The organism is Aeromicrobium sp. CTD01-1L150 (assembly GCF_041951745.1).
Classification (GTDB): Bacteria; Actinomycetota; Actinomycetes; order Propionibacteriales; family Nocardioidaceae; genus Aeromicrobium.
In genome coordinates, this window is record NZ_CP169555.1 from 37,736 (window position 1) to 56,072 (window position 18,337).

At 69.2% G+C, this 18,337-nt stretch carries 15 protein-coding genes; 6 read left to right on the forward strand and 9 right to left on the reverse strand.

The features are described from left to right. Positions 1-7: 7 nt before the first annotated feature. The 3 genes from ACEVFP_RS00180 to ACEVFP_RS00190 all read right to left on the reverse strand — a co-directional run bounded on the left by ACEVFP_RS00180 (position 8) and on the right by ACEVFP_RS00190 (position 5,564). On the reverse strand, positions 8-2,728 hold the full coding sequence (locus ACEVFP_RS00180; RefSeq protein ID WP_375001323.1) for a dipeptide ABC transporter ATP-binding protein: 2,721 nt from the start codon (positions 2,726-2,728) through the stop codon (positions 8-10). Position 2,729: 1 nt separating this feature from the next. Continuing rightward, positions 2,730-3,818 (reverse strand): ABC transporter permease, encoded by a 1,089-nt coding sequence (locus ACEVFP_RS00185; protein ID WP_375001324.1) that lies wholly within the window; start codon positions 3,816-3,818, stop codon positions 2,730-2,732. 162 nt (positions 3,819-3,980) lie between these two features. Next, positions 3,981-5,564, reverse strand: a complete 1,584-nt coding sequence (locus tag ACEVFP_RS00190) for an ABC transporter substrate-binding protein (protein WP_375001325.1) — start codon at positions 5,562-5,564, stop codon at positions 3,981-3,983. Between the two features lie 197 nt (positions 5,565-5,761). On the opposite strand from ACEVFP_RS00190, the gene glyA reads away from it, so the two are divergent. The 3 genes from glyA (at position 5,762) to ACEVFP_RS00205 (ending at position 8,280) form a co-directional block, all read left to right on the forward strand. Next, a complete protein-coding gene (gene glyA, locus ACEVFP_RS00195; protein WP_375001326.1) occupies positions 5,762-7,039 on the forward strand; it encodes a serine hydroxymethyltransferase in 1,278 nt (425 codons plus the stop codon). A gap of 24 nt (positions 7,040-7,063) precedes the next feature. After that, a complete protein-coding gene (locus tag ACEVFP_RS00200; RefSeq protein WP_375001327.1) occupies positions 7,064-7,813 on the forward strand; it encodes an SURF1 family protein in 750 nt (249 codons plus the stop codon). Between the two features lie 137 nt (positions 7,814-7,950). Next, positions 7,951-8,280, forward strand: a complete 330-nt coding sequence (locus ACEVFP_RS00205; protein ID WP_375001328.1) for a DUF3817 domain-containing protein — start codon at positions 7,951-7,953, stop codon at positions 8,278-8,280. Between the two features lie 30 nt (positions 8,281-8,310). Here ACEVFP_RS00205 and ACEVFP_RS00210 read toward each other — a convergent pair whose 3' ends face one another. Continuing rightward, positions 8,311-9,087 carry an enoyl-CoA hydratase/isomerase family protein gene (locus tag ACEVFP_RS00210; RefSeq protein WP_375001329.1) on the reverse strand — a complete coding sequence of 259 codons (777 nt, stop codon included), beginning with the start codon at positions 9,085-9,087 and terminating at the stop codon, positions 8,311-8,313. Positions 9,088-9,299: 212 nt separating this feature from the next. Between ACEVFP_RS00210 and ACEVFP_RS00215 the strand changes: the two genes are divergently transcribed. Together ACEVFP_RS00215 and ACEVFP_RS00220 are read left to right on the forward strand one after the other, a co-directional pair. After that, positions 9,300-9,830 (forward strand): peptidylprolyl isomerase, encoded by a 531-nt coding sequence (locus ACEVFP_RS00215; protein WP_375001330.1) that lies wholly within the window; start codon positions 9,300-9,302, stop codon positions 9,828-9,830. 57 nt (positions 9,831-9,887) lie between these two features. Continuing rightward, complete coding sequence (locus ACEVFP_RS00220) at positions 9,888-10,739, forward strand: rhomboid family intramembrane serine protease (protein ID WP_375001331.1); 852 nt, start codon at positions 9,888-9,890, stop codon at positions 10,737-10,739. Between the two features lie 257 nt (positions 10,740-10,996). Here the strand turns inward: ACEVFP_RS00220 and ACEVFP_RS00225 are convergent, their stop codons facing one another. Next, entirely contained in the window at positions 10,997-11,461 is a 465-nt protein-coding gene (locus ACEVFP_RS00225) for a cell division protein CrgA (protein ID WP_375001332.1), read from the reverse strand. An 85-nt stretch (positions 11,462-11,546) separates the two neighbouring features. Here ACEVFP_RS00225 and ACEVFP_RS00230 point away from each other — a divergent pair, with 85 nt between their 5' ends. Beyond that, entirely contained in the window at positions 11,547-12,302 is a 756-nt protein-coding gene (locus ACEVFP_RS00230; RefSeq protein WP_375001333.1) for a DUF881 domain-containing protein, read from the forward strand. Positions 12,303-12,329: 27 nt separating this feature from the next. On the opposite strand, the gene pknB is transcribed toward ACEVFP_RS00230, so the two are convergent. From pknB to ACEVFP_RS00250, 4 genes are all read right to left on the reverse strand, one after another. Continuing rightward, entirely contained in the window at positions 12,330-14,081 is a 1,752-nt protein-coding gene (gene pknB / locus ACEVFP_RS00235) for a Stk1 family PASTA domain-containing Ser/Thr kinase (RefSeq protein WP_375001334.1), read from the reverse strand. Between the two features lie 81 nt (positions 14,082-14,162). Next, positions 14,163-15,632: a peptidoglycan D,D-transpeptidase FtsI family protein gene (locus ACEVFP_RS00240; RefSeq protein ID WP_375001335.1), complete on the reverse strand. Its 1,470-nt coding sequence runs from the start codon at positions 15,630-15,632 to the stop codon at positions 14,163-14,165. Beyond that, positions 15,629-17,008, reverse strand: coding sequence for an FtsW/RodA/SpoVE family cell cycle protein (locus tag ACEVFP_RS00245; protein WP_375001336.1), 1,380 nt, complete (start codon positions 17,006-17,008; stop codon positions 15,629-15,631). Before ACEVFP_RS00245 ends, ACEVFP_RS00240 begins: the two co-directional genes overlap by 4 nt. Continuing rightward, positions 17,005-18,336 (reverse strand): PP2C family protein-serine/threonine phosphatase, encoded by a 1,332-nt coding sequence (locus tag ACEVFP_RS00250; RefSeq protein ID WP_375001337.1) that lies wholly within the window; start codon positions 18,334-18,336, stop codon positions 17,005-17,007. Before ACEVFP_RS00250 ends, ACEVFP_RS00245 begins: the two co-directional genes overlap by 4 nt. Position 18,337 lies beyond the last annotated feature (1 nt).

An 18,337-nucleotide genomic window follows, 5' to 3' on the forward strand; every position in this document is an offset into this window, starting at 1 on the left:
GGGCAGGTCAGCCGAGGGCGGCCCGCTCGGCTCGGCGGCGGCGCTGCTCCTCGGGGTCGGGTACCGGGACGGCCGCGATGAGGCGCTGCGTGTAGCCCTCCTGCGGTGCGCCCAGCACCTGCTCGCGCGGACCCACCTCCACCAGGCGGCCGGCCTGCATGACCGCCACCCGGTTGGCGAGGGAGTCGACCACCGCGAGGTCGTGGCTGATGAACAGGCACGCGAACCTCAGCCGCTGCTGCAGCTCGGTGAACAGCTCCAGGACGCGAGCCTGGACCGACACGTCGAGTGCCGACGTCGGCTCGTCGGCGATCAGCAGGTCCGGGTCCAGAGCCAGGGCCCGGGCCAGGCTGACCCGCTGACGCTGACCGCCGGAGAGCTCGTGGCCGAACCGCTGCGAGAAGTCACGCGGCAGCTCGACGCTCTCCAGCAGGTCCTCCACCCGGTGGCGGACCTGCTGTGCGGTCAGGTCGGTCTGCACGTGCAACGGCTCACCGATGCAGTCGCCGATGCTCATCCGTGGGTTCAGCGAGGCCGCCGGGTCCTGGAACACGAACCCGAACCGCGAGCGCAACGGACGCAGCTCACGATCGCCCAGGCTGCCGATCTCGGTGCCGGAGACGGTCACGGTCCCGCTCGTCGGCTTCTGCAGGCCGACGGTCGTGCGGCCGATCGTCGACTTGCCGGAACCGGACTCGCCGACGAGCGCCAGGACCTCCCCGCGCCGCACCGTCAGGCTCACGTCGTCGACGGCCCGGAACGCCGGCTGACCGATCCTGCCGGGAAACTCCACCAGCAGGTCCCGGACGTCGAGCACGACCTCGTCGTTCTCGACCTCGCCCGGCCCACCGGCGCGCCCCAGGTGTGGGACGGCCTCGAGGAGGGCCTGGGTGTAGCGGTGCACCGGATGCTCGAACAGCTCGGCGGCGGGTGCCTGTTCGACGATCTCGCCGCGGTACATGACCGCGACCCGGTCGGCGACGTCGGCCACGACGCCCATGTTGTGCGTGATGAGCACGATCGCGGTGCCGAGCCGTTCACGCAGGGACAGGAGCAGCTCGAGGATCGACGCCTGGACGGTGACGTCGAGCGCCGTCGTCGGCTCGTCGGCGATGATGACGTCGGGGTCGCAGGCGATGGCCATGGCGATCACGATGCGTTGCTTCTGTCCACCGGAGAGCTGGTGCGGGTAGTAGTCGACCCGTTGCTCGGGGTCGGGCAGGCCGACGAGCTCGAGCAGCTCGATCGCCCGGGCTCGCGCGTCGGAGCGGCTGACGTCGCCATGTGCGCGCAGGCCCTCGGCGATCTGCCAGCCCACCGTGTACACCGGGTTGAGCGCGGTGGACGGCTCCTGGAAGACCATCGAGACCTCGTCGCCGCGGATGGGACGTAGGTCGCGGCCCAACATCCCGATGAGCTCACGTGCCTCACCGTCGGCGACGTCCGCCGAGCGCAGCCGCACCGAGCCGTCGACGGTGGCGGTCGACGGGAGCAGGCCCAGGATGGCTCGTGAGCTGACCGACTTGCCGGACCCGGACTCACCGACGATGGCCAGCACCTCACCGGGTGCGACGTCGAAGCTGATGCCGCGGACCGCCGGCACGCTCCCGGCGTCGGTGCGGAAGGACACCGACAGGTCCGTGAGCGAGAGCGAGGCGACGCGCCGGGACTCCTCGGCCGCGGCGGCCGCGGCAGCCTCGGCGGGTGTGGCCGCCGGCTGCGTCTGTCCCTCCTCGACCAGCACCTCGACGATCTGCTCGAGCTCCGCCTCGTCGGCCGACGTCGTCTCCCCACCACGCGTGCGCAGCAGCGGGTTCAGGATGTCGTTGATGCTCTCCCCCACCAGCGTCACGCCCAGCACGATGAGGACGATGGCGATGCCTGGGAACATGCCGGTCCACCAGATGCCGTTGCTGGCATCGGGCAGCGCCTTGTTGAGGTCGTAGCCCCACTCGGCCGCCGCCGACGGCTCGATGCCGAACCCGAGGAAGCCCAGTCCGGCCAGGGTCAGGATGGCTTCGGAGGCGTTCAGGGTGCCGATGACGGGCAGGTTCTGGGCCACGTTGGAGAAGATGTGGCGGAACATGATGCGCGGCGAGCGGACCCCCACCACGCGGGCGGCATCGACGTACGGCTCGACCTTCACCGCGAGCGTCGCATTGCGGATGACGCGGAAGTACTGCGGGATGAAGATGACCGTGATGGAGATCGCCGCCGACAGGATGCCGCCGGCCGCCCCGCTGGAACCCCCGGACAGCACGATCGAGACGACGATCGCCAGCAGGAGCGACGGGAAGGCGTACAGCGCGTCGGTGACCAGCACGAGCACACGGTCGAGCGCTCCCCCGACGAATCCGGAGAGCAGCCCCAGGGGCACACCCACGAGGCTGGAGAGCAGCACCGCGAGCACGATCACCTGCACGGCGGTCCGGGCACCGTAGATGACCCGTGAGAGGACGTCGGTGCCGCCGACGGTCGTGCCGAACCAGTGCGCCGCCGACGGCCGCTGCTGGGTGCCGAAGACGACGCCGTCGGCACCGCGGTCGGCGTTGAAGCCGTACGGCGCGAGCCACGGGGCGAAGATGGCGACCAGCACGAAGGTGGCGATGAGCACGAAGCCGAGCAGCAGCATGAAGCGCTGCAGTCCGTGGCTCTGTCGGACGAGCTGGGGCCGCAGGACCGTGGTCACGAAGCGGCGGCGCCGGGAACGCTCGGCAGCTGGTGCCATGTCAGAACCTCACGCGCGGGTCGACGAGTGCCACGATCGCGTCGATCAGGAAGCTGGCGATGCAGACGATCAACGCGATGAGGGTGACGATGCCCTGGACCGCGAGGAAGTCGCGGGCGGTCAGGTACTGCGCCAGCTCGTAGCCGATGCCGCGCCACTCGAACGTCGTCTCGGTGAGGACGGCTCCGCCGAGCAGCATCGCCATCTGCATGCCCATCACCGTCACCACCGGCACGAGGGCGTTGCGGAAGGCATGCTTGCTGACCACCCGTCGCTCCGGCACGCCGCGCGAGCGAGCCGCGGTGACGTAGTCCATCCGCAGCGTCTGCAGCAGGTTGATCCTCACCAGCCGCAGGAAGACGCCGCCGGTGAGCAGCCCCAGGGCGACGGCCGGCAGGACGGCGTACTGCAGCACCTCGACGACGTAGGACGGGTCGCCCCACAGGATGGAGTCGATCAGCAGGATGTTGGTCCGTGGCTGGACGTCCTGGAGCGTCAGCAGCGTCGTCGTCGACGCCCGACCCGAGGACGGCCAGCCGAATGGCGTGAAGGCCAGCTTGAGCAGCAGCCCGACGAAGAAGACCGGTGCCGCGTACACGCCGATCGCGAAGAGCCGTAGCGCGACGTCGGGCCACCGGTCCCGGTGCCGGGCGGCGAGCCGTCCGAGCGGCACACCGACGGCGAAGGCCACGACGAGCGCGTAGAAGGTCAGCTCCAGCGTGGCTGCGCCGTTGACCACCAGGATGTCGGAGATGGACCGGTTGTCGGTGAGCGTCGTCCCGAAGTCACCGCGAACCAGCCCGCCGAGGTACTCCAGGTACTGGGTCAGCAGGGGCCGGTCCAGTCCCGCAGCCGCCTTGCGCTCGGCGATCTGCTCAGAGGTCAGCCGGCCACCCTGCGCGGCGGTGATCGGGTCGCCGATGACCCGCAGCAGCACGAAGACCAGGGTCACCAGGATCCAGATCATGGGTACCACGAGCGCGAGTCGGACCAGCAGGTAGCGCGCCAGCGGACTCAGGCCCCTGCGGCGTCTGCGCTGCTCCGGTTCGGGAGAGGGTGGATCGATGGGTGCGAGCACCTCGGTGGACATGACTCTCCTGCGGTTCAGGGCGTGTGGTCAGTGGTGCGGTCGAAACCTGGTTTCGATACGCCACGCCATCGGTCGTTCCTGCCTCGGCGCGGCTACTCAACCGGCGAGGTCTGTTCGGTCCTCGGTGGTTGCGCATCGAAACCACGGCCCAGACGCGGTCACTCAGCCCTTGGACAGTGACGTGAAGCGGAACTTGAACGCCGGGTCCAGCGTGTCGTCCACGCCCTCGATGTCCTCACCCGCGACGGCCACCTGTGCGCCGGTGAGCAGCGGCAGCACCGGCACCTGCTCGGCGATGCGCTCCTGGACGTCGCCGAGCTTGCCCTCGCGCGCCGTCTCGTCGGCCTCGGTGCGCTCGTCGGACAGCATCGAGTTGGTGGTCTTGTCCGCATAGTGCGACTCGAGGAAGTTGTTCGGCCCGAAGAACGGTGTGAGGTAGTTGTCGGCATCCGGGAAGTCCGGGAACCACCCGAGCTGGTACAGCGGGTAGGCGTCGTCCACGCGCTCCTCGGAGTAGGTGTTCCACTCCGTCGACTGCAGGTCGACCTCGAACAGCTCGGTGGCCTCCAGCTGCCGCTTGACCATGTTGTACTCCTGGTCGGAGTTCGAGCCGTAGTGGTCGGTGTTGTACTGCAGGTTCAGCGAGACCGGCGTGTCCACACCGGCGTCGTCGAGCAGCTTCTCGGCGGCCGCCACGTCCGGCTTCTCGCCGTAGAGATCCTTGAACGGCTCCGTGGCGCCGTCCTGGCCCTGCGGCACGATCGAGTAGGCCGGCGTGAAGGTGCCCTTGTAGACCTGCTCGGCCAGCTCGTCGCGGTCCAGCGAGGACGCCATCGCCTGGCGGATGGCGGTCTTCTCATCGTCGTCCTCGCCGGGCATCGTCTTGAGGTTGAAGACGATGTAGCGCAGCTCGCCACCTGCGCCCTGGTGGACCTCCACACCGTCGGTCCCCTCGAGGCTCTCGATGTCGGTGGGCGTGAGCGAACGCCATGCGACGTCGATCGTGCCGTTCTCGATGTCGAGCTTGAGGTTGTTGGAGTCGGAGTAGTGGGTCATCGTCACGGTGTCGGACTGCGCCTGTTCGAACGCGCCGTCGTAGTCGTCGTTCTTGGTGAACTCGGCGACCTCGTTCTTGGTGTACTTGCCGATCGTGAACGGACCGGAGAACCCCTGCGCCTCGACGGCAGCGTCGTCGTCGAGCACCTCGTCGGCGGGATAGGTCTCCTCATCGACGATCGGCCCGGCCGAGGTGACGAGCACCTGCGGGAAGGTCTGGTCGTTCGGCTCCTCGAGCGTGAAGACGACCGTGGTGTCGTCAGTGGCCTCCACGTCGGTCATGGCACCCAGCAGCGAGGCCGGACCGTTGGGATGGTCGATGTCGACGATGCGCTGGAAGGAGAACGCCACGTCGGAGGCGGTGAGCTCGTTGCCGTTGGCGAAGGTGAGCCCGTCCTTGATCGTGCACACGTACTCGGTGGGCGTCTGGAAGTCGCACTCCTGCGCCGCGTCCGGTGTCAGCTCGCTGGAGCCGGCCGGGAAGTTGAGCAGGAACTGGTAGACCTGCGTCTGCACCTGCGAGGAGCCCTTGTCGTAGGAGCCCGCCGGGTCGATCGAGACCACCTTGTCCGTCGTGCCGACGACGAGCCCGTCGCCGGAGTCGCCACTGTTGCCGATCCCGCACCCGGCGAGCGTGAGTCCGGCTGCTGCGGCAGCAACGAGCGCCGCCTTCCCCCGATGGATGTTCACTGTCTGACATCTCCTTCGTCCTGTGGTCCGGGGTCCCCGGACTCAACTTCACGCGACGCTACACCTGGCCCCGGGGGGCTCGGGAAGACTGCGAAGGTTGCGGTTCGGTGACGTCGGCAGACCGTGCGGAGCCGTGTCTGCGCGGCCGGTGGCCACACCCGGGGTGGGTCCGCAGGTCCGCCCACTACGCTGGGGCCATGGATCACAACCAGTCGCTCGCCGCGTTCGACCCCGAGATCGCACGGCTCCTGGACGCCGAGCTCTCCCGCCAGCAGACGACCCTGGAGATGATCGCGTCGGAGAACTTCGCTCCCGTCGCCTCCCTCGAGGCCCAGGGCAGCGTCCTGACCAACAAGTACGCCGAGGGCTATCCCGGCAAGCGGTACTACGGCGGCTGCGAGGTCGTCGACGACGTCGAGACGATCGCGATCGATCGGCTCAAAAAGCTCTTCGACGCGCAGTACGCCAACGTCCAGTCGCACTCCGGCGCGTCGGCCAACGCCGCCGTGCTGCACGCCATCGCCCGCCCCGGTGACACCGTCATGGGCCTCGACCTCGCCAACGGCGGCCACCTGACGCACGGCATGAAGATCAACTTCTCCGGGCGGCTCTACAACATCGTTCCGTACCATGTCGACGACTCCGGGCTCGTCGACATGGACGAGGTCCGTGCCCTCGCCCGCGAGCACTCCCCCACGGTGATCATCGCCGGCTGGTCGGCCTACCCGCGTCAGCTGGACTTCGCGGCGTTCCGGGAGATCGCCGATGAGGTGGGCGCCTACCTGTGGGTGGACATGGCGCACTTCGCCGGTTTGGTGGCGGCCGGCCTGCACCCCAGCCCCCTCCCCCATGCGCACGTCGTCTCCACCACGACGCACAAGACGCTCGGTGGTCCGCGCGGCGGCGCGATCCTGTCCAACGACGCCGACCTGGTCAAGAAGCTGCAGTCGGCGGTCTTCCCGGGCCAGCAGGGCGGTCCGTTGGAGCACGTGATCGCCGCCAAGGCGGTCGCGTTCAAGATGGCGCTGGAGCCGGAGTTCGCCGACCGGCAGCGTCGCACGATCGAGGGCGCGCAGATCCTCGCCGAACGGCTCCTCGCCGACGACTCGCGGGCCGCGGGCGTCCAGGTGCTCAGCGGTGGCACGGACGTCCACCTCGTCCTCGTCGACCTGCGCGACAGCGCGCTCGACGGTCAGCAGGGCGAGGACCGGCTGCACGAGGTCGGCATCACCGTCAACCGCAACGCCGTCCCGCACGACCCGCGTCCCCCCATGGTGACCTCTGGTCTGCGCATCGGCACGTCCGCGTTGGCCACGCGGGGCTTCGGGTCGGAGGAGTTCACCGAGGTGGCCGAGATCATCGCCGAGGCGCTCAAGCCCGGCGACATCGATGTCGACTCCCTGCGCAAGCGCGTCGCCGTCCTGGCCGAGCGGTTCCCGCTGTACCCCGACGTCCAGCCGTTCCTCGGTTCGTGACGTTCGCGCCGCACGGGCGCTGACGTGCCCGGCTCGAGCGTCCGCCTGTGGTTGCGGCCCGGTCTGCTGGGCCTGCACGTCCTGCTGGTGGTGGCGGTGACCGGCTGCGTCATCGGAGGGCTGTGGCAGTACGGGGCGTACGAGCGGGAACAGTCGCAGGAGCGTGTGGAACGTTCGGCGATGGCACCGGTGCCGCTGCAAGAGGTCTGGCCGGTCGGTGAGCCGTTCACCGCGGAGCTGGACCATCGACGTGTCGAGGTGCGGGGGACCTTCGGCGCCGCCGCGGACCAGCTCTGGGTCTCGGGCCGCCACCAGGGAGGTCAGGACGGTTTCTGGCTGCTCGCGCCCCTCGTCGTCGACGGTGCCGGCGAGGCGCTGCTCGTGGTGCGCGGGTTCGCCCCCGAGGTCGGGGACCTGCCGCCGGTGCCGGCAGGAACGCAGAACGTCACGGCGATCCTGCGACCGAGCGAGGGCGAGGGGGCGGCGCTGGACGATCGACGCGTCGTCGGCACCGTGCGCGTCCCGTCGTTGCTCAACGAGCTGGACATGCCCCTGTACTCGGGGTTCGCGGTTGCGACGTCGGACACCGGGGCGGGTCTCGCACTGGCCGAGGAGCCGGAACCTGACGTGTCCTGGACGGTCGGACTGACCAACCTCGCCTATGCACTGCAGTGGTGGGCGTTCGCGCTCTTCGCGGTGTTCATGTGGTGGCGCATGTGTACCGACCAGGTGGCCCAGGCCCGCGCGGCCGTGCCTGTCCCGGACGACCCGTGATGCAGGTTTCCCACGAGACCGCTCAAAACATGCCGTGAGCACACGAAACTTCGTGTGCTTGACGCAAGATTCGAGCGGTCTCGTGGGAAACTGCACCGACGGGAACGCCGCGTGGAGCTGCTCGGTAGCCTGTGCCGGTGAGCAAGACCGCCGTCGCCTACCGTGTCATGGCCTGGATCGTGGGCCTGAACCTCATCGTCGTCTTCGCCGGCTTCTTCGGCAAGATGTTCACCGACGAGGGCTCGTTCTGGTACCGCCACGCCGACACGTTCCTGGTCATCGACCAGGTGCACGGTGTGCTGTTCATGGTGCTGCTGGTCATCATCGCGGTGCTGTCACGGCGTCACCGCTGGACCCCGGGCTTCACCATCGCGACGATGCTGCTGGCCACCGTCCCGCTGCTCAGCTTCTGGGGTGAGCGCCGCGCCACGCAGCGGCTCCGCGCTGCGCAGGCTCCGTCGGCCTGACGGCGCCACGACCTGCTGTTCGGCCGCGGCCTACCGGCCGGTGAACGTGGCGTTCCCGGGCCCGTCCTGCAGGAACGAGGCCATCCCGTGGCGCAGGTCCTCGGTGTCGAACAACGCGGAGGCGATGTCGGTGGTGCGGGCGTTGGCGTGCGCGAGCCCGCCTGACTCCAGCTCGCGCAGGATCTGCTTGGCCGCACCGAACGCCTGCGTGGGACCCTCCGCGAGCTGAGCGGCGAAGGCTGCGACGGCGTCGTCGAGATCCTCCGGCGCCACCACGCGGTTCACGATGTTCCAACCCTCGAACGTCGCTGCGTCGAAGAGCTCGCCGGTGAAGACGACCTCCTTGGCCCGCGCCACCCCGGCCCGCTGGGCCAGCCGCTGGGTGCCGCTCATCGTGGGCGTGAGGCCGATGACGCGCTCCACCAGACCGAACCTCGCCCGGTCCGAGGCGATCACGACGTCGCACGCGAGCGCCACCTCCAGCGCCCAGGTGAGGGTCAGGGCGTGGGCGACGAAGATCGTCGGCACGTCGAGAGCCGCCACCCGCTCCGGGAGCTGGAGCATGCGGTCGTAGAGCGCCTTGGTGTCCTCGCGGGTCTGCTGTGCGTGGAACTGCGCGACGTCGACACCGCCGGAGACGACCTTGCCCTCGGCGCGCACGACGAGCACGCGCGGCGGCTCGCCCTCGACGTCGGCGAGCGCGCGGTCGAGGTCGTCGTGCAGCTCCAGGGAGTACAGGTTGACCGGCGGATCGCTGAACGTGAGGGTCGCGACTCCGAGCGCGTCGCGTTCCAGCCGCACGGTCATCGAGCGGACTCCGGGTCGTAGACGCCGCCCTCGTCGGCGGTGGCCAGGCGGTAGGCGACGACGCCGAGACCCACCAGCAGCAGGATGAACAGGGTGCGGAAGGGGTGCACGAGCATGCTCATACGCTAGCCGTTCCCACCGCCGGTGGGTCGATTCGGTCACGTTGCTCGGACATGCGACGATTGGGGCATCCCGCCGACGAGAGGATGCCAGTGGCCCCCTTGACCGCCTCGCTGACCACGAACCATGGTGTGATCGAGGTCCAGCTCTTTGCCGACCATGCGCCCAAGACGGTCGAGAACTTCGTGGGTCTCGCCCAGGGCACCAAGGAATGGCTCGACCCCTCCACCGGCAAGGTCGCTGCGGCACCGTTCTACGACGGGCTCACGTTCCACCGCATCATCCCCAACTTCATGCTGCAGGGCGGCGACCCGCTCGGTACCGGGACCGGCGGTCCCGGATACACCTTCGACGACGAGTTCCACCCCGACCTGCGCTTCGACCGTCCGTACCTGCTCGCCATGGCCAACGCCGGCCCGGGCACCAACGGCTCGCAGTTCTTCATCACCGTCATCCCGACGGACTGGCTCAACCGCAAGCACACGATCTTCGGCGAGGTCGTCGACGCCGACAGCAAGGCGGTCGTCGATGCCATCGCGGCCACGCCCACCGACAACTTCGATCGCCCGCTCGAGCCCGTCGTGATCGAGACCGTGACGATCTCCGGCGCCCAGAGCTCCTGATCTGCCGGTTCCGGCCAGATCTCCTGACGGCAGCCCTGAGACCCGAGTCTCTTCGACGTGAGCGAGTCCGCGCCGGCTGATCGGTGCTACCGGCATCCCGAGGCTCCCGCCTACATCTCGTGCCAACGGTGCGAGCGACGGATCTGCCCGCAGTGCATGCAGGAGGCCTCCGTCGGGTTCCAGTGCCCCGAGTGCGTCCAGCAGGGCCAGAAGGCGGTCCGCTCCCCCAAGACGCTGGCGGGCGGGGCCGTCCCGGGTCGGCCGGGCCAGGTGTCGATGGTGATCATCGGGCTCAACGTCGCGGTGTTCGTCCTGACCGACCTCGCGCAGGTCAGCGCGATCCCCGCAGCAGGGGTGATGGCCGCCTACGACGTGCTCGACGCCGGGACGATCTATCCGGGTGTGCTCAGCGGTGGCTACTGGCGACTCCTGACGTCGGCGTTCCTGCACGCCGGGATCCTGCACATCCTGGTGAACATGTACGCGCTGTACCTGTTCGGACCGTTCGCCGAGCGGGCGCTCGGCACCCGGTGGTTCATCGCCGCCTACCTGACGATGGCCGTCGTCGCCTCGGTCTTCGTCTACTGGCTGTCGGACCCGCGAGCCTTCACGGTGGGCGCCTCAGGAGCGGTGTTCGGCCTGTTCGGCCTGGTCCTGGTCCTGTTGATCAGGGCTGGTCAGGACGTGCGGTTCCTGCTGGTGCTGCTGGCGGTCAACGTGGTGATCAGCTTCCGGGCGGAGATCAGCTGGCAGGCGCACCTCGGTGGGTTCCTCACCGGCCTGGCGATCGGTCTGGCCATCGCCCTGCCCCCGCGTGAACGGCGGGTGCTGGTGCAGCGGGCCCTCATGGTCGCGCTGTGGGTGGGCGTCCTGGGTGCGGTGGCGGCACGCACGGCCGTGCTCGCCTGACCCTGGTTATCCACATGACGTGGATCACAACGCTGTGGTTTCACACACCTGTGTCCACAGCTGTGAAGAACACCGGTGTGATTTGCACACCTGTGGGCGCAGCCGTGGATAAACGACACGGGTGTGGTTCAGCGCGCTGACCCCGGAATCCTCGGGTTGCAGGCGCCAACGGACACAATGGTGCGTGAGGAGGTCGCGGCGACCGCTCTGCATCATCATGCCGCGAGGGCGCCCGGGCGCCCTGTGGACAGGTTCGCTCACTCCCACTTCATCGCGAAGCCGAACGCCGCGCAGATGAAGCCCATGCCGATGATGATGTTCCAGTTGCCGAGGTCGCTGTAGAGCGGGATGACGACGTCGGTCTGCTGGATCGTGTAGAAGACGACGATCCAGATGAGGCCGATGACCGCCGAGGTGAGCATGGCCGGTGCAGCCCATCGGTTGCCCACCGTCCCGGGCTCCCGCGGCGGTGGCTCGGGACGCGTGCGGTCGGCGATGTTGAGCGCGACGAAGCCGATGACGGCGGCGATGGCGTAGTTCCACCGGCCGAGATCGATGAGGCCGGGGATGGCGCCGACGCCGGGGAAGTCGCGCTCGGTGGTGGCGAAGAACGTCGCCACGGCCCAGACGACGGCCACCGCCAGCACCAGCAACGCGGCCGGGTGGCGCCAGCCTCCACGGGGGGTGGGCGACGTCGAGCGGGATGAAGGCTTCTTGGCCACGACTGACTCTCCGGGGACGGTGGACGGACATGGACACGGGGTCCTCGGCTAGCGTAGTCGCAGTCGTGAGGAGCAGAGGGACCACATGGGTACCGAGGGGTCGCAGAGGCGTCCAGGCACACGCCTGTCCCTTCTTCTGGTCTGCCTCGCCGCCGGCGTGATGTTCGTGGCGGCGGCCGCCACGTCGGACGGATCGGACCTGCGTCCCACGGGTGAGGACCTCCGTTCGGTGGTCCAGGACCGTGCCGAGCAGGTGGAGGAACAGCGTAGTGAGGCCCGGCGGCTCGGGCAGGAGATCGAGGAGCTGTCCGGCCAGGCGGCATCGGAAGGAGCGCTCGACGAGGCGCGTCAGCGCATCGCCTCCCTCGGCCAGCTCGCCGGCCTCGAACCGGTGGTGGGCCCCGGTGTCCGGGTCACGCTGCGCGACGCCCCGGGAGGCGTACGTCCGGACGACGTCGACCCGAACGTCCTCGTGGTCCACGAGCAGGACATCCGGGCCTTCATGAACGCCCTGTGGTCCGGCGGTGCCGAGGCGTTGACGTTGCAGGGCCAGCGGATCGTCTCCACCTCGAGCATCACCTGTGTCGGCAGCACCGTGGTCATCGACGGCGTGCCGTACGCCCCGCCCTACGAGATCGAGGCCGTGGGCGAGGTCAGCGCCATGTCGTTCTCGCTCTCCACGTCACCACAGGTCAGCAACTACAAGCGGTATGCCGAGATGTACGGGCTGGGCCTGGACATCCGCAGCGTGGAGGAGCTGAGCCTTCCCGCGCACGACGGGTCCATCGGCCTGGCGCACGCCACCGCACTGCGTCAGGACCCGGTCGCACGCGAGGACTGAGGCGTCACGCGCTGGGCGTGGCGCCCGTCAAGGCAGCAGGTCGTCGCCGCCGTCACCGGCGTCGTCGCCGTTGCCCCCGCCGCCACCGCCACCGCCACCGTTGCCGTCATCGTCGTCGTCATCGGTGTTGGTGGAGACGGTGATGGTGATCGTCGTGCCGGGCGCGACCCGTTGACCCTCGGGGATCGACTGCGCCGAGACCTCGCCCTCCGGCGCCGTGGCATTGGGGTCCTCCCTGGTCTCGACGTCGAAGCCGGCGTCCTCCAGGGTCTTGATCGCCTGGTCCTCGTCCTGGCCGACGACGTTCGGCACGGCAACCTGCCCGCGGGAGACGATGACCGTGACGGTCGAGCCGCGATCCACCTGGGTGTTGGCCGGCGGGTTCGTGGCGATGACGGTGTTGCGTTCCTCGTCGCTGTCGCGTTCCTCCCGCTCGACCCTCAACCCGGCGTCCTCCAGGTTCGACTCCGCCTCGTCGAAGCTCAGGTTGACGACGTTCGGCACGTCCACCTGGTCAGGACCGGTGGAGACGACGATCGTGACCTCAGAGCCCTCCTCGGCGGTGCTGCCTCCCTCGGGCGTCTGCTCGATCACCAGGCCGGCGTCGACGTCACTGTCGGCGCGTTCCTCGATCGCCACCTCGAAGTCGTCGCGTTCCAGCACCCGCACGGCGGCGGACTGCTCCTCGCCGACGACCTCGGGGACGTCCACCTGGGCGACAGGGTCCGGCCGGGTCATCTGGAAGATGGCATAGGCGAGTCCGCCGAGCAGCAGGAGGGCGAGAATACCGAGGATCCACCACTTCTTGCGGCTCTTCTTGCCCTCTTCCTCGTCCTCCTCGGGGTCGTCGACCGCGGCGACCGCCGGGGCCACAGCGGTAGCGCCCGCCACCTGGGTGGCGGCCTGGGTCGGCGCCTCGACGTACTGGCCCTCGATGGCGCGCTCGAGGTCACGGCGCATGTCTGAGGCGCTCTGGTAGCGGTCGTCGGTGCGCTTGGCCAGCGCCAGGGCGACGATGTTGTCGACCGATGCGGTGACGTCGGGGTTGAGCTGCGACGGCGGCCGGGGATCCTCCCGGACGTGCTGGTAGGCCACCGAGACGGGGCTGTCACCGACGAACGGCGGCCGGCCGGTCAGCAGCTCATAGAGCAGACAGCCGGTGGAGTAGATGTCCGAACGGGCGTCGACGGTCTCCCCACGGGCCTGCTCGGGGGAGAGGTACTGCGCGGTCCCGATGACCGCTGCCGTCTGTGTCATGGCCGAGGAGGCATCGGCGATCGCCCGCGCGATGCCGAAGTCCATCACCTTGACCTGGCCGGTGGGCGTCAGCATGACGTTGGCCGGCTTGATGTCGCGGTGGATGATGCCGCTGCGGTGGCTGTAGTCGAGCGCGCTGAGCACGTCGGCGGCGATCGACAGGGCACGTTCGGGCAGGATCTTGCGGTCGTCCTTGAGGATGTCGCGCAGCGTCTGCCCCTCGACGTACTCCATGACGATGTAGGGGATGTGGTTCCCCTGGGCGTCGGTGGACTCCCCGGTGTCGTAGACGGCGACGATCGACGGATGGTTCAGTGCCGCGGCCGACTGGGCCTCGCGGCGAAAGCGTGCCTGGAAGGTGTCGTCGGACGAGAGGTCCGTCCTCAGTTGCTTGATCGCCACGGTGCGGCCGAGCCGGAGGTCGCGTGCGATGCGCACGTCGGCCATCCCGCCGCGGCCCAGCAGCTCGCCGAGCTCGTAGCGGTCTCCGAGCCGGATCGGGTCGTCGCCGATGTCGGTCATGGTGTCAGTCTCCCTGATCAGTAGACGTCAGGCGGCAGCCGAGGTCGTCGGAGCGCGCGAGTGGGGGGTCAAGTCGGGTGGTCATTCGCCGAGCACCGCCTGCATCACGTCGCGGGCGATGGGGCCTGCGAGGCGTCCTCCGGCGATCTCCGAACGTGCGGTGTCGCTGGACTCCACGACCACGGCCACGGCGACCTGGGGGTCGTCGGCCGGCGCCATCGAGACGAACCAGGCGTAGGGCGGGCGGTCGGCGGTGGACTGTGCGGTTCCGGTCTTGGCGCCGACGTCGACGCCCTGGATGCGGGCCGAGCCGCCGGTTCCGTTGGTGACCGTCTCCACCATCATGCTGCTGAGCTTGCGGGCGTTGGACTCGCTCATGGCCTTGCTGAGCCGCTCGGGCGTGGTCTGCTCGATGACCCGCAGGTTGGGGGAGCGGACGGTGTCCACGACGTAGGGCCGCATGACGTTGCCGTCGTTGGCGATGCCCGCGGTGACCATGGCCATCTGCAGCGGCGTCGCGGCCACCTCGAACTGCCCGATGCCGCTCTGCGCGAGCTGCGGGGCCTCGAGGTCGGTGTCCTCGGCGGTGAAACGGCTCTCGCTGGCGGCCAGGCCAGACACCGGGTCGGTCCCGAAGCCGAACTTGGCGGCCTGCTCGGCGAGTGCCTCCTGCCCGACGTCGCCGGCGAGGTCGCCGAAGCTGACGTTGCAGGAGATGGCGAGGGCACGCTCGAAGCTGATCGGGTCGCCGCCACAGTTGCCGCCGCCCTCGTTGGGCAGTGTGTAGTCGATGCCCGGGAACGACAGTGTCGCGCCGCCCTTGACGTCGTCGTCGGGGTCCAGCTCGAGCTCCTCGAGCGCCGCTGCCGCCGTGACCAGCTTGAAGGTCGATCCCGGGGGCAGCGTCTGCTGGGTGCCGCGGTTCAGCATCGGTTGGTCGTCGCTCGTGGTGAGGGACTCCCACGAGTCGGCGACGGCGTCGAAGTCGTGGCTGGCCAGCCGGTTCGGGTCGTAGGACGGCTGGGTGGCCATCGCGAGCACGGCTCCGGACTGGGGATCGAGCGCGACGACGGCCCCCTTGGTGTTCTCGCCGAGTGCCTCCAGGCCGGAGGCTGCAGTTCTCTGTGCGAGCGGGTCGATGGTCAGCTCGACGCTGCCCCCCTTGGGCTGCTTGTTGCCCAGCAGGTCCACGACCCGGTTCACGAAGAGCCTGTTGTCGGTGCCGGCCAGCACGCGGTTCTGGGAGTTCTCCAGGGCGCCGCGGCCGTAGATGTAGGAGAAGTAGCCGGTCAGCGGGGCGTAGAGCTCCGCGGACGGGTAGCGGCGCTGGAACTTGTACTGGTCGTCGCTCGCGACGCTCTCCGCGATGGGTTCGCCGTCGACCAGGATGGCTCCACGGTCGCGGGAGAACTCCTCGTTGATGACGCGCTGGTTGCCGTTGCGGTCGTTGAGGCTGTCGGCCTGCACGAACTGCACGATGTTGATGTTGACCAGCAGCGCCATGAAGAGCACGAGTGCGGCGACGGCGAGGTTGCGGATCGGCTTGTTCACGGCAGCTTCACCACCTGGGTCTCCTCGTCGCGGTCGTAGGAGGCCACCTCGGGTGCCGGGCGTCGGGTCTGGTCACTGATCCGTAGCAGCAGCGCGATGATCGCCCAGTTCATGACGATCGACGACCCGCCCTGGGCCATGAACGGTGTGGTGAGACCGGTGAGCGGGATGAGACGCGTGACGCCGCCGATGACCACGAAGACCTGCAGCGCCATCGAGATGGCCAGTCCTGCGGCGAGCAGCTTGCCGAACGCGTCGCGGCAGGTGAGGGCGATGCGCAGCCCACGTTCCACGATGAGGCCGTAGATGAGCAGGATCGCCATGAGGCCGGTGAGACCGATCTCCTCACCGAGCGACGTCGCGATGAAGTCGGAGAAGGAGAACGGTGTCAGCTGCGGACTGCCCTGCCCCCAGCCGCGGCCGAGGACGCCGCCGTGGGCCAGGCCGAACAGGGCGTTGATGATCTGCCCGTTGGCGTCGGGGTCGCCGAACGGGTCGAGCCAGGCGTTGAAACGGGTGCGGACGTGCCCGAAGGCGGCGTACCCGAAGTAGGCGCCGGCCACGAACAGGGTGCCGCCCACGAAGAGCCATCCCGGTCGCTCCGTGGCGACGTAGAGCATCACGACGAACAGCCCGAAGAACAGCAGCGACGAGCCGAGGTCGCGCTGGAAGACCAGGATGCCGATGCTGATCAGCCAGCCGACCCCGATGGGTCCGAGGTCGCGGCCGCGGGGAAGGTCGATGCCGGCAAAGCGCCGGCCCGCCAGCGCCAGGGCGTCGCGCTTGACCACGAGGTAGCCGGCGAAGAAGATCGCGAGGCAGATCTTGGCCGCCTCGCCGGGCTGGAAGCTGAACGGACCGATGTTGATCCAGATGCGGGCGCCGTTGATCGTGGTGCCGATGACCGGCAGCAGCGGCAGGACCAGCAGACCGATGGCGGCGATGCCGAAGGTGTAGGTGTAGCTCTGCAGGCGCCGGTGGTCGCGCACCACGAACATCACGACCGTGAACGCCAGCAGGCCGATCGCCGTCCACATCAGCTGGGCGTTGGCGAGGGGCTGGTAGCTGCCGCCGAGGCACAGGTCGGCACAGCCGAGGTCGATGCGGTAGATCATGGCCAGCCCGATGCCGTTGAGGCACAGCACCAGCGGCAGCAGCACCGGATCGGCGTACGGAGCGAGGGTGCGCACCAGGACGTGGCCGATGACGGCGGCGACCACGAGCGCTCCGGTGAGCTTGAGGGCGCCCGCCGGCACGGTGCCCTCGACGCCGAGACCGACCGCGCAGTAGGCGGCCACGCCGATCAGCACGGCGAGCACGGTGAGGAAGAGCTCGGCGCCGCGACGCTTGCGGGGGACGAGGGTGGGCTGGCTCATCGGCGCACCCGTTCGACCACGCTGGATGCCGGTGAGGCGTCGTCCTCGTCATCCCCTTCCGGCGCTGACGGGGACGGTGAGGGGCTGGGGCTGGGTTCCGGCTCGGTGGCGAAGGACTCGAGGTCGTCGACGATCTGCTGGGCGTCGGCACGGCTGGAGGCCTCGATGCCGTCGCGCACCTGGCGTGCGGTGAACTCGGGCAGGGAGTCGGTGGAGATCTGGGTGACCTCCTCGACCGTCTGCAGGGTGAGGCCGGGGACGTCGGCCTGGATGCCGCGGTAGATGGTGACGCGACCGTCGGACTCCGCGACGAAGTACTGGTCCTGCGACCACTGGTAGCCGTAGACGGAACCAGCGGCGATGACACCGATGACCAGCAGCAGTGCCAGGGCCCGGCGGAACCATCGCCAACGCGACGGCGGCTGCGGCGCGTAGCGGATCTCTTCGGGATCGACGCCGCGTTGCCCGGACCGGCTGACGGCGGCCACGTCGACCTCGGTGGTGCCGAGGTCCTGCCCGGTGCGGGGGCGGGGACCCTCGGCGGCCGCGCCCACCAGCTGGGGCCGGCGATCTGCGGAGGACAGGTGCTCGTCCAGGTCAGCGGCGGCGTCGGTCAGCTCGCCGATGACGACGGTGACGTTGTCGTAGCCGCCGGCCTCCAGCGCCAGGCGCACCAGCTCGGTGGCGGCCAGGTCGATGGTCTCGGACTGGCTGAGGACCTGCTCGATGGTCTCGGTCTCGACCATGTCGGTCAGGCCGTCGCTGCACAGCAGGAATCGGTCGCCGAGCTGACCGTCGACCCAGGCGAGATCGGCCTCGTTGTCGTCGCGGCCCAGCATGACGCGCAGCAGCAGCGAGCGGTGCGGGTGTACCCGCGCCTCCTCGAGCGTGATCTTGCCTTCCTCGACGAGACTCTGCACGAAGGTGTGGTCGGTGCTGATCTGGCGCAGCTCGCCGTCGCGCAGGAGGTAGGAGCGCGAGTCGCCGATGTGGGCGGTGGCAAAGCGCTCGCCGTCCCAGAGCATGGCCTCCAACGTCGTGCCCATGCCCTCCACGGCGGGATCCTCGCGCACGAGCTCGCCGAGACGATGGTTGGCGTGCGTGACGGCGCGGCCCAGGGCGTCGAGCGGGTCGATGTCGGGGAGTTCGCGGTCGAGCTCGGTGACGATGTTCATCGTCTCCGCGGACGCGAGGTCCCCGGCGGCGGCACCACCCATGCCGTCGGCGACGGCGATGAGCCGGCCGCTGGCATAGCCGGAGTCCTGGTTGGTGGAACGTCGCAGGCCGACGTCGGTCGCGGCGACGTAGTCGAGGCGCAGTGCGGTCATC

What these genes read in the sequence shown, in the direction of transcription:
- ACEVFP_RS00180 (WP_375001323.1), bottom strand. Translation starts at nt 2,728, where the DNA reads ATGGCACCAGCTGCCGAGCGTTCCCGGCGCCGCCGCTTCGTGACCACG.
- ACEVFP_RS00185 (WP_375001324.1), bottom strand. Translation starts at nt 3,818, where the DNA reads ATGTCCACCGAGGTGCTCGCACCCATCGATCCACCCTCTCCCGAACCG.
- glyA (WP_375001326.1), top strand. Translation starts at nt 5,762, where the DNA reads ATGGATCACAACCAGTCGCTCGCCGCGTTCGACCCCGAGATCGCACGG.
- ACEVFP_RS00210 (WP_375001329.1), bottom strand. Translation starts at nt 9,087, where the DNA reads ATGACCGTGCGGCTGGAACGCGACGCGCTCGGAGTCGCGACCCTCACG.
- ACEVFP_RS00230 (WP_375001333.1), top strand. Translation starts at nt 11,547, where the DNA reads ATGGGTACCGAGGGGTCGCAGAGGCGTCCAGGCACACGCCTGTCCCTT.
- pknB (WP_375001334.1), bottom strand. Translation starts at nt 14,081, where the DNA reads ATGACCGACATCGGCGACGACCCGATCCGGCTCGGAGACCGCTACGAG.
- ACEVFP_RS00245 (WP_375001336.1), bottom strand. Translation starts at nt 17,008, where the DNA reads ATGAGCCAGCCCACCCTCGTCCCCCGCAAGCGTCGCGGCGCCGAGCTC.
- ACEVFP_RS00250 (WP_375001337.1), bottom strand. Translation starts at nt 18,336, where the DNA reads ATGACCGCACTGCGCCTCGACTACGTCGCCGCGACCGACGTCGGCCTG.